We start from the raw sequence: 15981 nt of genomic DNA on the forward strand, positions 1-15981 counted from the left end.
TATGGGTTAGGAACGGGTTGCGGCGAGCACCTGCGCAGCCTTTTCACGCGCCCACGCATCGATGTCGCGAAGCTGCTCAAACGAATCGACCACCTGCATATCGTGGGCGTCCATGCAGGATTCCACAATGCGATCGATATCGGTAAAGCTGCAGCCATCGTGCAGGAAGGCATCGACGGCGACCTCGTTGGCGGCATTGAGCACGCACGGCATGGTGCCACCCGTCTTGCCGGCACGCTCGGCCAGTGCCAGACAGCGGAAGGTATCCATGTCGGCAGCATCAAACGTGAGCTGCCCCAGCTCGCGGAAATCGATACGAGGCGCCGGAGTATCCCAACGCTCGGGATACGAGAACGCGAACTGGATGGGAATACGCATGTCGGATGCACCGAGATGCGCCATCACGGAGCCGTCGGCGAACTCGACCATAGAGTGAATCTTGGACTGACGCTGCACGACCACGTTAATGAAATCGAGGTCGCAGTTAAACAGATGCATGGCCTCAATGCGCTCCAGGCCCTTGTTCATGAGGGTGGCGGAGTCAATGGTGATCTTGGCACCCATGGCCCACGTGGGATGCGCGAGGGCATCGACACGCGTCACGCGATCGAGCTCGTCGCGCGTGCAGCCAAAGAACGGACCGCCCGAGCAGGTGAGCCAAATACAATGAGCCTCGCGCGGGTTCTCCCCCAGATAGCACTGGTAAATGGCGGAGTGCTCAGAGTCGACTGGAATAAGCTGGCCCGGTTGCGCCAACGGCATAAGCAAGTCGCCACCGACGACGAGGGACTCCTTGTTGGCAAGGGCAAGGCGCTTATTCGAGGTCAAGGCCGCATGGCTCGCCTCGAGACCGGCGGCGCCCACAATAGCGACAAGCACGCAGTCGACATCGTCGCGACGCGCGAGCTCGCAAACCGCCTGCGCGCCAACGCCGAGCTTCGTTCCCTCGGGCAACTCCTGCAGCACGGCGTCATCGCCATGATCGACATCGGCCACGGCAACCGCCGGAACCGAGAACTCGCGGGCAGCGGCAACGAGCTCGGAGGTACTGGAGTTAACGGACAGCGCCGTCACCTGCAGGCGATCGGCATGCTGGCGGCACACATCGAGCGCCTGGGTGCCAATAGAGCCTGTACAGCCCAGGATGGCAACGCGAAGGCGTCCATCGGGGCCATACGTCGTCTGGAAGGACATTACAGCACGCCTCCGATCATCAGCAACAGCTGCGCGGTGATGCAGCCGAAGATAAGCGAATCGCTACGATCGAGCATTCCGCCGTGGCCCGGGATAAGGTTGCCGGAATCTTTGACGCCCACACCGCGCTTGATGCGCGACTCGATAAGGTCGCCGATAACGCCCAGAATGGACACGACCACGCCGCACAGCAGCGCATAGGGCAGGCTGAGCTTGTAGAAGTGCGTCGCCCACAGGATGAGCCAAATCAAAACCGAGCCCAAGATGCCGCCGGCAAACCCCTCCCAGCTCTTTTTGGGAGAGATCTTGGGAACCATCTTGTGCTTGCCGATACGGCTGCCCACGATGTAGGCAAACGAATCGGAGACCCAAAGGGACGCGCAAACGCCCACTGAAAGGAGGGCGCCGGCAAAACCGGGCACGGCATCGCGCAGCAGCACGATAGCCGACAGCATAAAGCCAGTGTAGATGGGACCCATGAGCGTCACGGCCACATCAGAGATGCGGGTACGCGGCGACCAGACATACCAAATGCCCACAGCGAGCATCAAGGCAAAAAGCAGGGCATTCAGCAACATCGAATCGCCCAACGCCGACAGCGGAAAGAGTACGGCGGCAGCGATACCCATGCGCTCGTTAGCCATCTTGCCATCGAGCCTTGTCATACGGAAAAACTCATAGCAGCACAGACCGCTCATGACGGAAACAAAGATGGCCGTGGGCACGATACCCAAAACCAGGCACAGGATAAAGACAACGGCGTAGACGATACCGGCGGCGGCACGGGTAATAAAGCCCGCCAGCCACGAACCGGTGCCGCTCTTCGCTGCAGGCGCTCCCGCAGTGGCAGCTTTGCGCGCAGGCGTCTTGGGAGCAGATGCCTTGGGACGATCGGACACGATTAAGCCTCCTCGGTCTTGCTCAGTCCACCAAACCTACGGTCACGGCCCTGATAGGCCAAAATGGCGTCGACAAGGCCCCAACGATCAAAGTCGGGCCAATAGGTATCGGTGACGTAGAATTCAGAATAAGCCACCTGCCACAGCAGATAGTTCGAAAGGCGCAGCTCACCAGAGGTGCGAATCACAAGCTCAGGATCGGGAAGGCCGGCAGTATAGAGGTGGGAAGCCACCATGTCGTCATCAATTGCGGCAGGATCGATCTTACCGGCGGCAGCGTCGAGTGCAATCTGACGGACAGCGCGGGTAATCTCGGCACGCGCGCCGTAGTTGACGGCAAGCGCCAGCGTCATACCGGTGTGATCGGCGCACTCGGCAAGACCGCGTTCAAAAACGTCGCGGGTCTTCTTGGGCAGCGCGGAAATGTCGCCCAAAAAGACAACACGCACATTTTCGCGCTTCAGAAGCGGCAGCTCGTCGATAAACGTCTTGGCAAACAGATGCATCAAGACGTTGACCTCATGCTGCGGACGGTTCCAGTTTTCGGTAGAAAACGCATAGGCAGAAAGCACGTCGACGCCCAGGCGCACGCAGGCGGTAATGATCTCGCGCAGCGAGAGGATACCTGCCTTATGACCCTCGGTGCGTGCAAGACCGCGCGACGTGGCCCAACGACCGTTGCCGTCCATGATGCACGAGATATGGTGCGGAATGTTATTGAGGTCAAGGTCGGAAAAACCGACGCCCGCAGGGGCGTCGGCAAAGTACTCGACCAGTTTATGCTCGTCGTATTGCACCTTAGATCTCCATGACCTCGGCTTCTTTTTCCTTCAGAAGCTCCTCGACCTTGGCGACATACTCATCGGTGTGCTTCTGGACCTTGGCCTGCTCGCGACGGACATCGTCCTCGGTGAGCTCCTCATCGCGCTCGAGCTTATTGTTGAAGTCGCGACGGATGTTACGGATAGACACCTTGGCCTGCTCGGCGTACTCGCGGCACTCCTTGACGAGCTCGCGACGGCGCTCCTCAGTGGGAGCCGGGAACGGAAGACGAACGACGGTGCCATCGGAGTTGGGGGTAATACCCAGATCGGAAGCGCCGATGGCCTTGACGATAGCATTGATGAGCGCCTTATCCCACGGCTCGATGAGCAGCATGTGAGCCTCGGGGGTCTTGACGGCGGCAACCTGCGTGACCGGCGTGGGGACACCGTAATAATCGACGGTGATGTCGGACAGAATGTTGGCGTTGGCACGACCGGTACGGACCTTGGAGAAGTTATGCTTGAGGGACTCGAGCGACTTGTCCATATGGGCGGTGATATTCTCTGCCATGCTTAATCCTCCTGATAGACGAGCGTGCCGACGGGCTCACCCGCGAGCGCGCGCTTGACGGTGTCCTCGCCATCGATGTTGAGGACCAAAATAGGCATACGGTTATCCTGGCACAGGGCCGTAGCTGTGGAATCCATAACCTGCAGACCGCGAACGAGAACCTCGTGATAGGTAATCTTGTCAAAACGGACGGCATCGGCGCACTTGACGGGATCCTTGTCGTAGATGCCGTCAACCTTGGTGGCTTTAATCAGAATCTCGGCGCCGATCTCGCACGCACGAAGAGCCGCGGCGGTGTCGGTCGTAAAGTACGGATTGCCCGAACCGGCGGCAAAAATAACGACGTTGCCCTTGGAAAGGTGGTTGATGGCGCGACGGCGAATATAGGGCTCGCAGATCTCGTTCATCTGGATAGCGCTCATCACACGGCAGGGAACGTCGTTATGCTCGAAAGCATCCTGCAGGGCGAGCGCGTTCATAACGGTCGCGAGCATGCCCATGTAGTCGGCCTGAGCACGCTCCATGCCACCGGCAGCGCCTGCCATGCCGCGGAAAATATTGCCGCCGCCGACAACGACGCCGACCTCATGGCCAACGGCGAGCAGCTCCTTGACCTGCTTGGCAAGATGATCGGTAACCTTGGGGTCGATGCCATATTGGCCGTCGCCCATCAGCGCTTCGCCGGAAAGCTTAAGAAGCACTCGTTTATATCGGATGTCGGACAAAGCGATCCTCCTTTAATTAGACTCTCAATATGATATCAAAGGCTCTGATAAGAGCCATGAAAAAGCAGGCTGTGAGTAAAACCCACAGCCTGCTCATTACCAGCTACAAGAGCTTATTTACTCGCCACGGACCAGACGGTCAAAGGCAACGACGGTAATGGTGTCGCCGAGCTCCTTGGAGACCTGCTCAGCGTACTTCTTGATGGTGAGGGAGCTGTCCTTGATGAACTCCTGCTCGGTGAGCACGGACTGCTTGTAGAACTTCTCCAGACGGCCAACAGCCATCTTCTCCTGGATAGCCTCGGGCTTGCCGGACTCGGCAGCCTGGGCCATGTAGATCTGCTTCTCGTGCTCGACGGTCTCGGCCGGAACCTGATCGCGGGTAGCGCAGATCGGGGCGACGGCGGCAACCTGAAGGGCAACGTCGTGAGCGAAGGTCTTGAAGGACTCAGCCTGAGCGGTCTCGGCCTTCTCGAAGGCGAACTCGACGAGGACGCCGATCTTACCACCCATGTGGATGTAAGAAGCGAGCGCGCCGTTCTCGGCCTTGCGGGCAGCGAAGCGGGAGATCTTCATGTTCTCGCCCATGATGTGAATCATCTCGGTGAGCTCGGAGGAAACGGTCTCCTCGCCCATCGGCTTCTCGAGCAGAGCGTCGACGTCAGCAGGCTCGGTGGTAGCGACAACCTCAGCGACCTTAGAAGCAAAGCCGGTGAACTTGGCGTTGGAGCCAACGAAGTCGGTCTCGCAGGAGAGCTCGAGCAGAGCGCCGGTCTTGCCATCCTCGGAGACGAACGCGGCGACAGCGCCCTCGTTGGTCTCACGGCCAGCCTTCTTGGCAGCCTTGGCAAGGCCGTTCTTACGCAGAACGTCGACAGCGGCGTCCATGTCGCCGTCAGCCTCGACGAGAGCCTTCTTGCACTCCATCATCGGGGAGTCGGTCATCTCGCGGAGCTGCTTGACCATAGCGGCGGTAATCTGGGCCATTGTGGTTCCTTTCAAAGAGATGAAAAAGAATTAACTAAGACTGATTTACTCGGCCTTGGGCTCAGCGGCCATCTCGGCCTCGGAGACCTGCTCCTTACCGGAGCCAGCGAGGCAGGCGTCAGCCATGAGCTCGCACATAAGGGTGACAGCGGAGATAGCGTCATCGTTGCAGGGGATGCCGTACTCGACCTCGTCGGGATCGGAGTTGGTGTCGATCAGAGCGACGACGGGGATGTTCAGGCGCTGAGCCTCCTTGATGGCGTTCTCCTCGCGCTTAGTGTCGATGACGAAGAGAGCCTGGGGCAGACCCTTCATGTCGCGGGCGCCACCGAGGTTGGTCTGGAGCTTGGTGAGCTCCTTGCCGAGCACAGCCTGCTCCTTCTTGGGGAGCACTGCCATGCGGCCGTCCTCGACCATGGCCTCGAGCTCCTCCATGCGGTTGATGCGGGAGCGGATGGTGACGAAGTTGGTCAGCATACCGCCGAGCCAACGCTGGTTGATGTAGGGCATATTAGCGCGCTCAGCAGCGTTCTTGACGGCCTCCTGAGCCTGCTTCTTGGTGCCGACGAACAGCACGTTGCCACCCTTGGCGATGTTCTTGACGAAGGTGTAGGCCTGGTCGGCGTCGAGGATGGTCTGCTTGAGGTCGAGGATGTAGATGCCGTTGCGCTCACCGAAGATGAACGGCTTCATCTTGGGGTTCCAGCGACGGGTCTGGTGACCGAAGTGGCAGCCGGCCTCGAGCAGGGTGCGGATATTAATCTTGGTAGCCATGTTAAACCTCCTGTGGTTTGCCTCCGCGCGGGGTCATCCTCCAAAACCAACCCGGACATGTGCTACCAAAGCCCGGGCACCACGGTATGAAGTAGCCGCGCGTGCGTGATAAAAACATGTTGCCGTGAAGCAACCCGATGAATGATAGCAGGAATGCATCTTCGTGCCAACCCGCAATCAAAACCACACACCTGAGTGCGGCGCGGGACGTCCCAGCCACTATTCGCCTCGGGGATGGGCTTGAGCCACGGCACGTTTGAGCCGATCGGGCGTGAGGTGCGTGTAGATCTGCGTCGTGGACAGGCTCGCATGACCCAGCAGCTCTTGAACCGAGCGCAGGTCCGCACCGCCCTCGAGCAAGTCGGTCGCAAAGGTATGGCGCATCGCATGCGGGGCGATGTCGGCCGGAATGCCGGCGAGTGTCGCCAGAGTATGGAACCGCCGCCTGAGCATGGCGGCACTCATGCGATTACCGCGCGCCGATATAAGCAGCGGATGCGGCCCGGTAGTGGGGTCACGGCGCTTTGCCTGAGCGAGCAACTCCGGCCGCCCCTCCTCAATATAGAGACGCGTCGCCTCGAGCGCGCGACGATACAGAGGGACGATACGTTCTTTGCTCCCCTTGCCCCACAGGCGCAGCGTGCGTTCGGACCACACAATGGACTCCACATTGAGTGCTGCGAGCTCAGAGATACGGGCGCCCGAGGCATAGAGCAGCTCGAGCATCGCCGCATCGCGCAGTCCCGCGGGTGTTGAGGTATCAGGCGTCTTGAGCAGCGCCTCCACCTGTTGGGTCGTCAGCACACCGGGTAGATCGCGCGGGAGCTTGGGCGAGGAAATTGCCGAGACCACATCGCCCTCCACGACCCCCTCGGCAGCCATCCACCGATAGAGCGAGCGAATGGCAGACAGGTGTGCCGCAAGCGTTCGGGGAGCCACCTGCTCACGCGAAAGTTCGGCAAGATAGCGACGAATGGTGCGCACGTCGGCAGCGAAAGCATCTATATCCTCACGCTCGCACCAGGCAGCAAAACGCTCCAGCCTCGAGCCATAGGCCGTCACCGTGTTGGGAGAAAGTCCCTCGACACGTGAGATATAGGCGATAAACGAGTCGACGGTGTCGTACAGGTCAAAGGCTATGACCGGTCGCCTCCAAACAAATCGGGGCGAGTGGCCAGATAGGCATCAAGGGCCTCGAGCGCACGGTCCGCATAGGCCTGGTAGCGGTCGCGCTTGCTGCGGCGCTTACCATCCTCGAGTGGCGGCACCAGGCCAAAGTTGACATGCATAGGCTGATAGCCCACGGTGGCAGGATCGGTCGCATAGCCCACGAGCGCACCCAGGGCGCCCACACGCGGCAGCTCGACGCCCGCGGCCCCGATAGCCTCGGCATAGGTGTTGAGCGCCGCGAGCAGACCCGTCGCCACGGCTTCCATGTACCCCTCGGTGCCGGTGATCTGACCGGCCAGGCGCACGCCGGTGCCGGGCACGGCAAAGGTGCCATCGAGCACGTGCGGGGCGTCGACAAAGGTATTACGGTGCATGACACCGTAGCGGAAGAACTCGGCGTTCTCCAGGCCCGGCACCATATGGAAGACGCGCTTCTGCTCGCCAAAGGTCAAGTTGGTCTGGAAGCCCACCAGGTTATAGGCGGTCTTCTCCTTATTCTCGGCACGCAGCTGAATCGCCGCCCAGGGACGACGACCGGTTCGCGGGTCGGTGAGGCCGACGGGCTTCATGGCGCCAAAGCGAATGGCGTCCTTGCCGGTGCGCGCAACTTCCTCGGCAGGCTGGCAGGCCTGGAACAGATCGCCGCCCTCAAAGTCCTTGAGCACCACGCGGTCGGCCGTGGTAAGCGCCTCGATAAAGGCCTCGTACTCTTCCTTGTTGAGCGGAGCGTTGAGATAGTCGCCGCTCCCCTGCTCCTCGTAGCGCGACTGCGAGAACAGCACGTCCATATCGAGCGTGGAGGCATCGACGATCGGCGCCGCGGCATCGAAGAACGCAAGGGCGTCGCCACCGACGAGCTTCATGACCTCTTCGCTCAGCGCCGGCGAGCACAAGGGGCCAGCGGCAATGACCACGTGACCTTCGGGAATCTGCGTGACCTCGCCGTGAATGATCTCGATATTGGGACGGGCGGCAACCTCGGCCTCGACAAACTCGGAAAACTTGACGCGGTCGACCGCCAAGGCGCCACCGGCGGGAACAGCCGCGCGATGGGCGCAATCGAGCAGGACCGAACCCATGCGCTCAAGCTCGGCCTTCAGCAATCCAGCCGCGGAATCCGGACGGGTCGACTTAAACGAATTGGAACAGACGAGCTCTGCCAGGTGATCGGTATGGTGGGCCGGGGAGCTAACCTGGGGGCGCATCTCGCACAGCTTTACGGCGAACCCGCGATCTGCCAGCTGAATCGCGCACTCCGAACCCGCCAGACCGCCACCGATAACCGTCACCTGATCAAACAGCATCTGCAAACACCTTTCTAATTGACATGTTTTCCATTGTGACCGAAGGGTGTCTGAGCGTGAAGGGCAAACTTGGAGGGCGCATACCTTCCATCCATCATGCGCTCGATAAGACCCTCGAGCTCAAGCGAACCCAGGAGTTTGAGTACGCCGACGGCATCGAGCGAGACGAGCGCCGCGATGTCGTCGACCTTGAGCGGAGAGGCGATGAGCGCATGCATCACGGTCTGCTGTGTTTGATCCAGGTCGGCAATGCCGGGAGCATCGGGGCGCGAGTAGCGCAGGGTGCCGTAGATGCGTGAAATAGCCATCTCGATAGATTCCTCGTCGATGATGCAGCAGGCACCGTTCGCAATGAGGTAATTCGTGCCACGCGACTCGGGCGATAGGATCGACCCTGGCACGGCAAGAAGTTCTCGCCCCAAATCCATAGCAGCCTCGGCTGTAGAAAACGTCCCGGAAGGCATACCCGCCTCGGATACAAAGAGGGCTTGCGACAGGGCCGCGATTACGCGATTGCGGCGCGGAAAGGCAAACTTGCGCGGACCCATGCCCCACGGAGAGATCGACACGACCGCGCCACCCGTATCGAGCGTGCGCGTAATAAGCCCCGCGCTCGAACGCGGGTAGACCACGTCGGCGCCCGTCCCCAGCACCACGACGTGTTTGCCGCCGGCATTGACCGCAGCCCAACCCGAGGCCTGGTCACAACCGACCGCGCCGCCCGAAACTACCGTCACGCCCGCCTCGACCGCAACCTTTGCCGCAAGCTCTGCCACGGCAAGACCATACGGAGAGGCCTTGCGCGCGCCGATGATGGAGAGCGCGGGCGTCGAAAGCACCTCGGGGTTGCCGCGCACATAGAGTGTCTGGGGTACATCAGAAAGCTCCAAAACGGTCTCGGGATACAACGCGTCACCTGGATGCAGCTCGAAGGTCCCCTCGGCCATCATTGGTCCCTCCTTCCCTGGTACATCGCCGCCTCGAGCACGTGGTCCTGCGTCACTTGCTCGCTCTCGGCGACGTCGGCGATGGTACGCGCGATACGCACCAGGCGCACGATGCCGCGGCCCGTGAGATGCGTGCGCTTCGACAGGCCGAGCACACACTTCTCCGCCGCATCATCGAGCTCAAAGGTCGAAACGACGCCGTCAATGGACCGTGTCTCGTCATCCTCGGCCTCGGCATCAGCATCGTCCATACGGGATTCGCGCCAAGCGCGAAAAGCGCGACCGCGCACAACGTAGTCACGTAACTCAGCTGACGACATACCCTCCGCGCCCTCGATAATCACCTGAGGGTCGGGACGGGTCACATCGATCATCATGTCGATACGGTCGGCCAAAGGACCGCGCAGTTTAGACCGATAGCGCTCGACCATCGCCGCCGAGCAGCGACACGGTACCTCACGATCGCCCAAAAAGCCGCAGGGGCAGGGATTGCTCGCAGCCAGCAGCTGAAAGCGCGACGGGAAGGTAAAAGCCCCGTCGACGCGTACGATCCTGACGTAGCCGCGTTCGATGGGCTGACGCAGCGTCTGCAGCACACCCGTGGGAAACTCAGCAAGCTCGTCCAAAAATAGCACGCCGCCATGAGCAAGGCTGATCTCACCCGGGTGCACCGGGCGCCCACCGCCGATAAGACCTGCGGTCGAAATACTGTGATGGGGACTGCGGAAGGGCCGGTGCCCCGCCAACAAGCCATCAATGTTCTCACCCAAAACCGAATGGATGCACAGCGCCTCCTGTTGATCCTCAACGGAAAGCTCGGGCAGGATGCCGGTCATACGACGCGCGAGCATCGTCTTGCCCGATCCCGGGGACCCGATCATGAGCAAGCCGAGTTCTCCTGCCGCCGCAAGCGCCATGCCGCGCTTGGCGACCTCCTGCCCCAGTACGTCGGCATAGTCGAGCTCGGGCTCAAAGGTCGCCTCGAGCACTTCAGAATCCAAGTAGTGCCGCGCGGCATCGCCCATGCCATGGGCAAGCTGAGACAAATGATCGATGAATCCACAATCCACGCCCGCAAGCGGCACATGCTGATCGGACCTGCCGGCGATAAAGGACAGCCCCATATCACGCGCCAATAGCTGAAACGCCACCTCGCCCTTGACAGGAAGCACCGTACCGTCCAAGCCAAGCTCACCAGCGATAAGACAACGATCGAGGTTGTCGCGGGGAATCTGACCATCGGCCGCCAATACCGCGATGGCGATGGGCAGATCAAAGCCGCTACCGGTCTTGCGAATATCGCCAGGCGCCAGATTGACCGTAATGCCCGAGCGCGGGATCTCGAACCCGGCGGAGCGCATCGCGCAGCGAATACGACCGCGTGACTCCATCACCTCCATGCTCGGAATGCCGAGCATCTGGATGCCCGGAACGCCACCGGCAAGCGAGACCTCGACCGTGACGTGAATCGCCTCGACGCCGCGGATGCAGGCCGCGTGAACGGCAAACGTCTCGAACGCCATCACGACACCTGCCAATCGAACGCGTTGTACTGATGCTCGATCTCGGCGATATGCCCGCCACGAATGGTGACGCCCACGGCATCGAAGCGAATCGCCTTGAGCGGATAATGCTCCATGAGGTAGCAACTTGCGATGCGGCGGTAGCGGCGTTGCTTTTGGGCGTCCACGGCCTCCTCGGGAAAGACCCGCGTGCTGCAATCCAGTGCAACTCGTCTGGTTTTGACCTCGGCCATCACCACGACATCGTCGAGCTCATCGAGCAGCACCAGATCGGCCTCGCCCTCGGTGCAACGATAACCCTGCTCCAGCAAGGTGTAGCCGCGCTCGTTAAAGTAGTCGATGGTGATCAGCTCGCCCAGCATGCCCAGCTCGCGGGGACTGAGTCCCTTGATAAAGTCGGGCGTCATCGCCCCACAGTCGAGCTCGCCGTTTTCCCAACGCTCCTTGAGTTGCTGCGTCTTGCTCTTTTTGCTTGCGGCACTCATGGGGTCTCCTTTCCCGCACACTGCATTGCCCCGATGATGAGGGCACCTTTCATGCGGGTAAGTACCGGAAGCAAACCAAAAGCTGACCAAATGCCGTCAAAAAACGGGCCGTACGCAGCAATGGTGTTGCATACGGCCCGCTACCAGCAGGTTTATAAAACCCCTGAGGTCCCTGTCTCCACAATTGACCTAGAAAAGGCGCTCAGTCTGCAGAAAGTTTCCGCAAAAGCTCACGCGGTGCAGTGGACAAAGTCCATGTTTGCGAATGGCCTCGATATGCTCGGGGCTTGCATAGCCCTTCGACTCGGCCAGATGGTACTCGGGATACTCGGCGTCGTACTCGACCATCATCTCGTCACGCGTGACCTTGGCCATGATGGACGCCGCGGCGATGCAGGCGATTTTGGCATCGCCCTTCACCACATCGCGCTCGTTAGGAACGGCGCCCAAGGGGTTGCCATCCATGAGGACGCAGTCGGGTTCAAGTCCCGTATCGGCCACGGCGCCCGCAACGGCAGTACGGATAGCACGGGCCATGCCCATCTCATCGATATCCTTCGGCGCGATATGGCAAAAGCCGATGGCAGTCGCCACCTCGGCTATCTTCACCGAGAGCAACTCGCGGCGCGCGGGCGTGAGCTTTTTGGAATCGTTGATACCCCAGACGCGCGGCTCCATAGGAAGACAGACGGCGCATACCGTCAAAGGGCCGGCCACCGATCCGCGACCTACCTCGTCGACACCAACGACCACCCCATCGCCGCCAAGCTCATGCATAAGCTCGTACATGTCATTGACGCGCTCGCGCTCGGCAAGTTCCTTGGCATGGCGCTTAAGAGCACGCTCGCAAGCCTTGATCACCTGCTGGCGCGGGTCCTCGCGATAATGCTCCACGAGGGCGGGAATCTCCTCGAACGTGGCGCTCGCCAGCTCGCCGGCAACCTGCGATGCCGAAACCGAGCTCGTCATGTTGGCCATACCAGACCCTCCTTGCATGCAAATCAGATAAAAAGAAGGGCCACCCGAAGGTGACCCTCGTGTCCAAACGAGTGGACAGACGCTGCGATCTTCTTAGCGCTTCTCGGGGATGCGAGCAGCCTTGCCCACCTTGTCGCGGAGGTAGTACAGCTTGGCGCGACGGACGCGACCATGGCGAACGACCTCGAGCTTGGCGATCTTGGGGCTGTGAAGCGGGAAGGTACGCTCAACACCGACACCGAAGGACATCTTGCGGACGGTGAAGGTCTCGCGGGCACCGGCGCCGGCCATGCGGATGACGTCGCCCTGGAAAACCTGGATGCGCTCGCGGTCGCCTTCCTTAATGCGGTAGTGAACCTTGACGTTGTCGGCGACGCGAACCTGAGGAATGTCCTCGCGGATCTGCTGACGCTCGATTGCGCGGATGTAATCCATGTGCAATTCCTTACTCTTCTAGAGGTGCCGTACCACCTTGGCCGGCACGTAGTTGAACAAACGTATTCGAGTATACACGCGCGGGTTTCTGCTGCAAGAACAATTTTTTGCGCAGACAAAAAGACAAAACCCGCACATGATAACCGCCCGCTTCACGAATGAGACGGGCGGTATGAAGGGGGGCTACGCTAGGCGTCTAAACGCTAAACGCTAGGCGGAACGCTTGGCCTCGAGCTTGGCCTGGGCGGCAGCTAGGCGCGCGAGGGGCACGCGGTAGGGCGAGCAGGACACATAGTCCACGTCGGCCACGTTAAACAGGCCCTTGATGGACTTGGGGTCGCCGCCGTGTTCGCCGCACACGCCAAAGTGCATGTCGGGATTGGTGGCGCGGCCCTTCTCGACGGCCAAGCGCACGAGCTCCAGCACCGCCGTGTCGATGGTCTCGAAGGGGTTGTCCTTCAGGATCTTCTTGTGCAGGTACAGCGGAATGAACTTGGCCTCGGCATCGTCGCGGGAGAAGCCGAAGGTCGTCTGGGTGAGGTCGTTGGTGCCAAAGCAGAAGAAATCTGCGTGATGGGCGATCTCGTCGGCGACCATGCAGGCGCGCGGCAGCTCGAGCATCGTGCCCACGGGAATGTTGAGCTCGACACCTTCCTCGGAGGAAACCTCGGCGATGGCACGCTCAATGACCTCGCGGGTCTGGACATGCTCTGCCGTGATGGAAACGAGCGGAACCATGATCTCGGGGCGTGGGTCGACACCATCCTTGATAAGGCGGGCAGCAGCCGTGGCCACGGCGCGGACCTGCATGAGCGGCAGATCGCCAAAGACGACGGACAGGCGCACGCCGCGCAAGCCCAGCATGGGGTTGGACTCGACCATGCCGTCAATGCGACGTAGGCGGGCGCGCAGGGCAGTGAGCTCCTCCTCGGGAGCGCCGGCGGCCTCCTTCTTGGTGATGGCGACCTCGAGCTCGCGAGGATTATCCAGGAACTCGTGCAGCGGCGGATCAAGCAGGCGAACGACCACATCGCGACCGGACATGGTCTTGAACATGGCTAGGAAGTCCTCGGTCTGGACCTTGAGCAGGTCGGCCAGGGCCTGCTGCTTCACGGCCTCGTCGTCGGACAGGATGAAGCTCTGGATGATGTTCTTACGATCGCCCAGGAACATGTGCTCGGTGCGGCACAGGCCGATGGCCTCGGCGCCAAACTCGAGGGCGAGTGCGGCATCCTCAGGGTTGTCGGCGTTGACGCGCACATGGTTGGCGTGGCCACAGGTCTCGTCCAGGCGAATCTCGTCGGCCCAGGACAGGATGGTGTCCAGATCGCCGGTGAGTTCAGCGGAGACCAAATCGACAGCGCCATCGACGACGATGCCCTGGGTACCGTCGATGGAGATGACATCGCCCTCGTGCAGTACGCGGTCGCTGCCATCGATGTGCACGACCTTCTCGGCGGCGTCGATGTGGAAGCGCTCGACACCGCAGACGCAGGGTGTACCCATGCCGCGGGCGATAACGGCTGCGTGGCTCGTCTTGCCACCATGGCTGGTGAGGATGCCCTCGGCAGCGACCATGCCCTTCAGATCGTCGGGGTTGGTCTCCCAGCGAACCAGGATAACCTTGTGACCCTCGTTGGCGCGCGCAACGGCGTCATCGCTCGAGAACACAACCTCGCCCACGGCGGCACCGGGGCTGGCGTTAAGGCCGGTAGCAAGTGCCTCATACTTCTTGGAGGCATCGAACTGCGGGTGCAGGAGCTGATCGAGCTGTGCGGGGTCGATGCGCCCCACGGCTTCCTCGCGCGTGATCAGGCCCTCCTCGACCATCTCGATGGCGATGCGCAGGGCGGCCGTGGCGGTACGCTTGCCCACGCGGGTCTGGAGCATCCAGAGCTTGCCCTGTTCGATGGTGAACTCGATATCGCACATATCGCGATAATGATCCTCGAGGGTCAGGAACACGCGCTCGAGCTCCTCACCTGCAGACTCGAGGCCCGGGGTGGTCTTGAGGTCGGCGATGGGCTCGGTATTGCGGATGCCGGCGACGACGTCCTCGCCCTGGGCGTTAACCAGAAAGTCGCCGTAAAACTCCTTGGTGCCGTCGGCCGGGTTGCGCGTGAAGGCGACGCCGGTCGCGGAGGTCTCGCCCTTATTGCCAAAGGCCATAGCCTGAACGTTGACGGCGGTGCCGAGTTCGTCGGAGATACCATGCTGCTTGCGGTAGATGCAGGCGCGCTCGTTCATCCAGCTGCCAAAGACGGCCTGGATGGCAAGACGCAGCTGGAGCTCCGGGTCGTGCGGGAAGACGGGCTTGCCGTCAGCGACCTCGAGCTCGGGGTACAGGGCGGCCTCGACGTTGTCGGAGAAGATCCCCTTGAAGGTCTCGACGAGCCCCTGCAGGTCCTCGGCCGAAAGCTCGGAATCGACGCGAACGCCGGCGACCAAGCGTGCCTGGGTCAGAGCGTTCTCGAACAGGTCGGCGTCGACGCCCATGACGACGTTGGAGAACATCTGGATAAAGCGGCGGTAGCTATCCCAGGCAAAACGCGGGTTTTGCGTCTGGGCGATAAGGCCCTGAACGGAATCGTCATTGAGGCCCAGGTTGAGGACTGTGTCCATCATACCGGGCATGGAGAACGGAGCGCCCGAGCGAACCGACACGAGCAGCGGGTCGGAGGCGTCGCCGAGCTTCTTGCCACAACGGGCCTCGAGGTCGGCCTCAGCGGCAACGATCTCATCGAGTGCGCCCTCGGGCCACACGTTGCCGGCACCGGAGTACTCGACACAAGTCTGGCAGGTAATGGTAAAGCCACCGGGAACCGGCAGGCCGATGCGGCTCATCTCGGCAAGGTTTGCGCCTTTGCCGCCAAGCACGAAGTTCATGGACTTGTCGCCCTCGGTGACACAGGTGCCCTGGGCGTCGGTTCCAAAACGGCAAACCCTCTTGCAATCGCTCACGATACTTCCCCTTCCATGCGCTTACGCGCACGACCGTGGTAACGAATCGACCCGCCGGATGCGGGCCGTGAGGGAACTATACGGCGGGTTTTGGGCAGGCTTGAGCAGAGGGTGCGCGGTTTGGTAAACGTGCTAAAACTAGCGGTAAACGGTAGGTAAAGTTGGTTACCTTATGAAGATACCACTACAAGAAGAATGCAGGTCAGATGCGATGTTTTTGCTAAATCGCTTTATCAATTCAGGCTATTTAGCCACTCCGATGAT

General features: G+C 61.0%; 15 protein-coding genes. All 15 read right to left on the reverse strand.

What is annotated here, in order from left to right:
* Positions 1-6: 6 nt before the first annotated feature.
* Positions 7-1194: a 1-deoxy-D-xylulose-5-phosphate reductoisomerase gene (dxr, locus tag DW899_RS04520; RefSeq protein WP_117800138.1), complete on the reverse strand. Its 1188-nt coding sequence runs from the start codon at positions 1192-1194 to the stop codon at positions 7-9.
* Positions 1194-2093: a phosphatidate cytidylyltransferase gene (locus tag DW899_RS04525; RefSeq protein ID WP_233539903.1), complete on the reverse strand. Its 900-nt coding sequence runs from the start codon at positions 2091-2093 to the stop codon at positions 1194-1196. Before DW899_RS04525 ends, dxr begins: the two co-directional genes overlap by 1 nt.
* 2 nt (positions 2094-2095) lie before the next feature.
* A complete protein-coding gene (locus DW899_RS04530) occupies positions 2096-2890 on the reverse strand; it encodes an isoprenyl transferase (protein WP_089573403.1) in 795 nt (264 codons plus the stop codon).
* Position 2891: 1 nt separating this feature from the next.
* A complete protein-coding gene (gene frr / locus DW899_RS04535) occupies positions 2892-3428 on the reverse strand; it encodes a ribosome recycling factor (RefSeq protein WP_006236112.1) in 537 nt (178 codons plus the stop codon).
* A gap of 2 nt (positions 3429-3430) precedes the next feature.
* Positions 3431-4153 carry a UMP kinase gene (gene pyrH / locus DW899_RS04540; protein WP_040359955.1) on the reverse strand — a complete coding sequence of 241 codons (723 nt, stop codon included), beginning with the start codon at positions 4151-4153 and terminating at the stop codon, positions 3431-3433.
* Between the two features lie 117 nt (positions 4154-4270).
* Positions 4271-5140, reverse strand: a complete 870-nt coding sequence (gene tsf, locus DW899_RS04545) for a translation elongation factor Ts (RefSeq protein WP_022094736.1) — start codon at positions 5138-5140, stop codon at positions 4271-4273.
* A 45-nt stretch (positions 5141-5185) separates the two neighbouring features.
* Positions 5186-5914: a 30S ribosomal protein S2 gene (rpsB, locus tag DW899_RS04550; RefSeq protein WP_117800139.1), complete on the reverse strand. Its 729-nt coding sequence runs from the start codon at positions 5912-5914 to the stop codon at positions 5186-5188.
* 219 nt (positions 5915-6133) lie between these two features.
* Positions 6134-7054: a tyrosine recombinase gene (locus tag DW899_RS04555; protein WP_117766655.1), complete on the reverse strand. Its 921-nt coding sequence runs from the start codon at positions 7052-7054 to the stop codon at positions 6134-6136.
* Entirely contained in the window at positions 7051-8388 is a 1338-nt protein-coding gene (trmFO, locus tag DW899_RS04560) for a methylenetetrahydrofolate--tRNA-(uracil(54)-C(5))-methyltransferase (FADH(2)-oxidizing) TrmFO (RefSeq protein WP_117800140.1), read from the reverse strand. The genes DW899_RS04555 and trmFO overlap by 4 nt, the downstream gene beginning before the upstream one ends.
* Before the next feature lie 14 nt (positions 8389-8402).
* A complete protein-coding gene (locus DW899_RS04565; RefSeq protein ID WP_117564298.1) occupies positions 8403-9335 on the reverse strand; it encodes a DNA-processing protein DprA in 933 nt (310 codons plus the stop codon).
* Complete coding sequence (locus DW899_RS04570; protein ID WP_117766659.1) at positions 9335-10858, reverse strand: YifB family Mg chelatase-like AAA ATPase; 1524 nt, start codon at positions 10856-10858, stop codon at positions 9335-9337. Before DW899_RS04570 ends, DW899_RS04565 begins: the two co-directional genes overlap by 1 nt.
* Positions 10858-11343 (reverse strand): YraN family protein, encoded by a 486-nt coding sequence (locus DW899_RS04575; RefSeq protein ID WP_117766661.1) that lies wholly within the window; start codon positions 11341-11343, stop codon positions 10858-10860. The genes DW899_RS04570 and DW899_RS04575 overlap by 1 nt, the downstream gene beginning before the upstream one ends.
* A 189-nt stretch (positions 11344-11532) precedes the next feature.
* The gene (locus DW899_RS04580; RefSeq protein WP_055250018.1) at positions 11533-12321 is read right to left on the reverse strand and encodes a ribonuclease HII; all 789 of its coding nucleotides are present in this window, start codon (positions 12319-12321) and stop codon (positions 11533-11535) included.
* A gap of 93 nt (positions 12322-12414) precedes the next feature.
* The gene (gene rplS / locus DW899_RS04585) at positions 12415-12756 is read right to left on the reverse strand and encodes a 50S ribosomal protein L19 (RefSeq protein WP_006236098.1); all 342 of its coding nucleotides are present in this window, start codon (positions 12754-12756) and stop codon (positions 12415-12417) included.
* Positions 12757-12966: 210 nt separating this feature from the next.
* On the reverse strand, positions 12967-15717 hold the full coding sequence (ppdK, locus tag DW899_RS04590) for a pyruvate, phosphate dikinase (protein ID WP_117800141.1): 2751 nt from the start codon (positions 15715-15717) through the stop codon (positions 12967-12969).
* Positions 15718-15981 lie beyond the last annotated feature (264 nt).

The sequence above is a fragment of the Collinsella sp. AM41-2BH genome (assembly GCF_003468085.1).
In the GTDB taxonomy this organism is placed as follows: domain Bacteria; phylum Actinomycetota; class Coriobacteriia; order Coriobacteriales; family Coriobacteriaceae; genus Collinsella.

What these genes read in the sequence shown, in the direction of transcription:
- dxr (WP_117800138.1), bottom strand. Translation starts at nt 1,194, where the DNA reads ATGTCCTTCCAGACGACGTATGGCCCCGATGGACGCCTTCGCGTTGCC.
- frr (WP_006236112.1), bottom strand. Translation starts at nt 3,428, where the DNA reads ATGGCAGAGAATATCACCGCCCATATGGACAAGTCGCTCGAGTCCCTC.
- tsf (WP_022094736.1), bottom strand. Translation starts at nt 5,140, where the DNA reads ATGGCCCAGATTACCGCCGCTATGGTCAAGCAGCTCCGCGAGATGACC.
- rpsB (WP_117800139.1), bottom strand. Translation starts at nt 5,914, where the DNA reads ATGGCTACCAAGATTAATATCCGCACCCTGCTCGAGGCCGGCTGCCAC.
- trmFO (WP_117800140.1), bottom strand. Translation starts at nt 8,388, where the DNA reads ATGCTGTTTGATCAGGTGACGGTTATCGGTGGCGGTCTGGCGGGTTCG.
- DW899_RS04565 (WP_117564298.1), bottom strand. Translation starts at nt 9,335, where the DNA reads ATGGCCGAGGGGACCTTCGAGCTGCATCCAGGTGACGCGTTGTATCCC.
- DW899_RS04570 (WP_117766659.1), bottom strand. Translation starts at nt 10,858, where the DNA reads ATGGCGTTCGAGACGTTTGCCGTTCACGCGGCCTGCATCCGCGGCGTC.
- DW899_RS04575 (WP_117766661.1), bottom strand. Translation starts at nt 11,343, where the DNA reads ATGAGTGCCGCAAGCAAAAAGAGCAAGACGCAGCAACTCAAGGAGCGT.
- DW899_RS04580 (WP_055250018.1), bottom strand. Translation starts at nt 12,321, where the DNA reads ATGGCCAACATGACGAGCTCGGTTTCGGCATCGCAGGTTGCCGGCGAG.
- rplS (WP_006236098.1), bottom strand. Translation starts at nt 12,756, where the DNA reads ATGGATTACATCCGCGCAATCGAGCGTCAGCAGATCCGCGAGGACATT.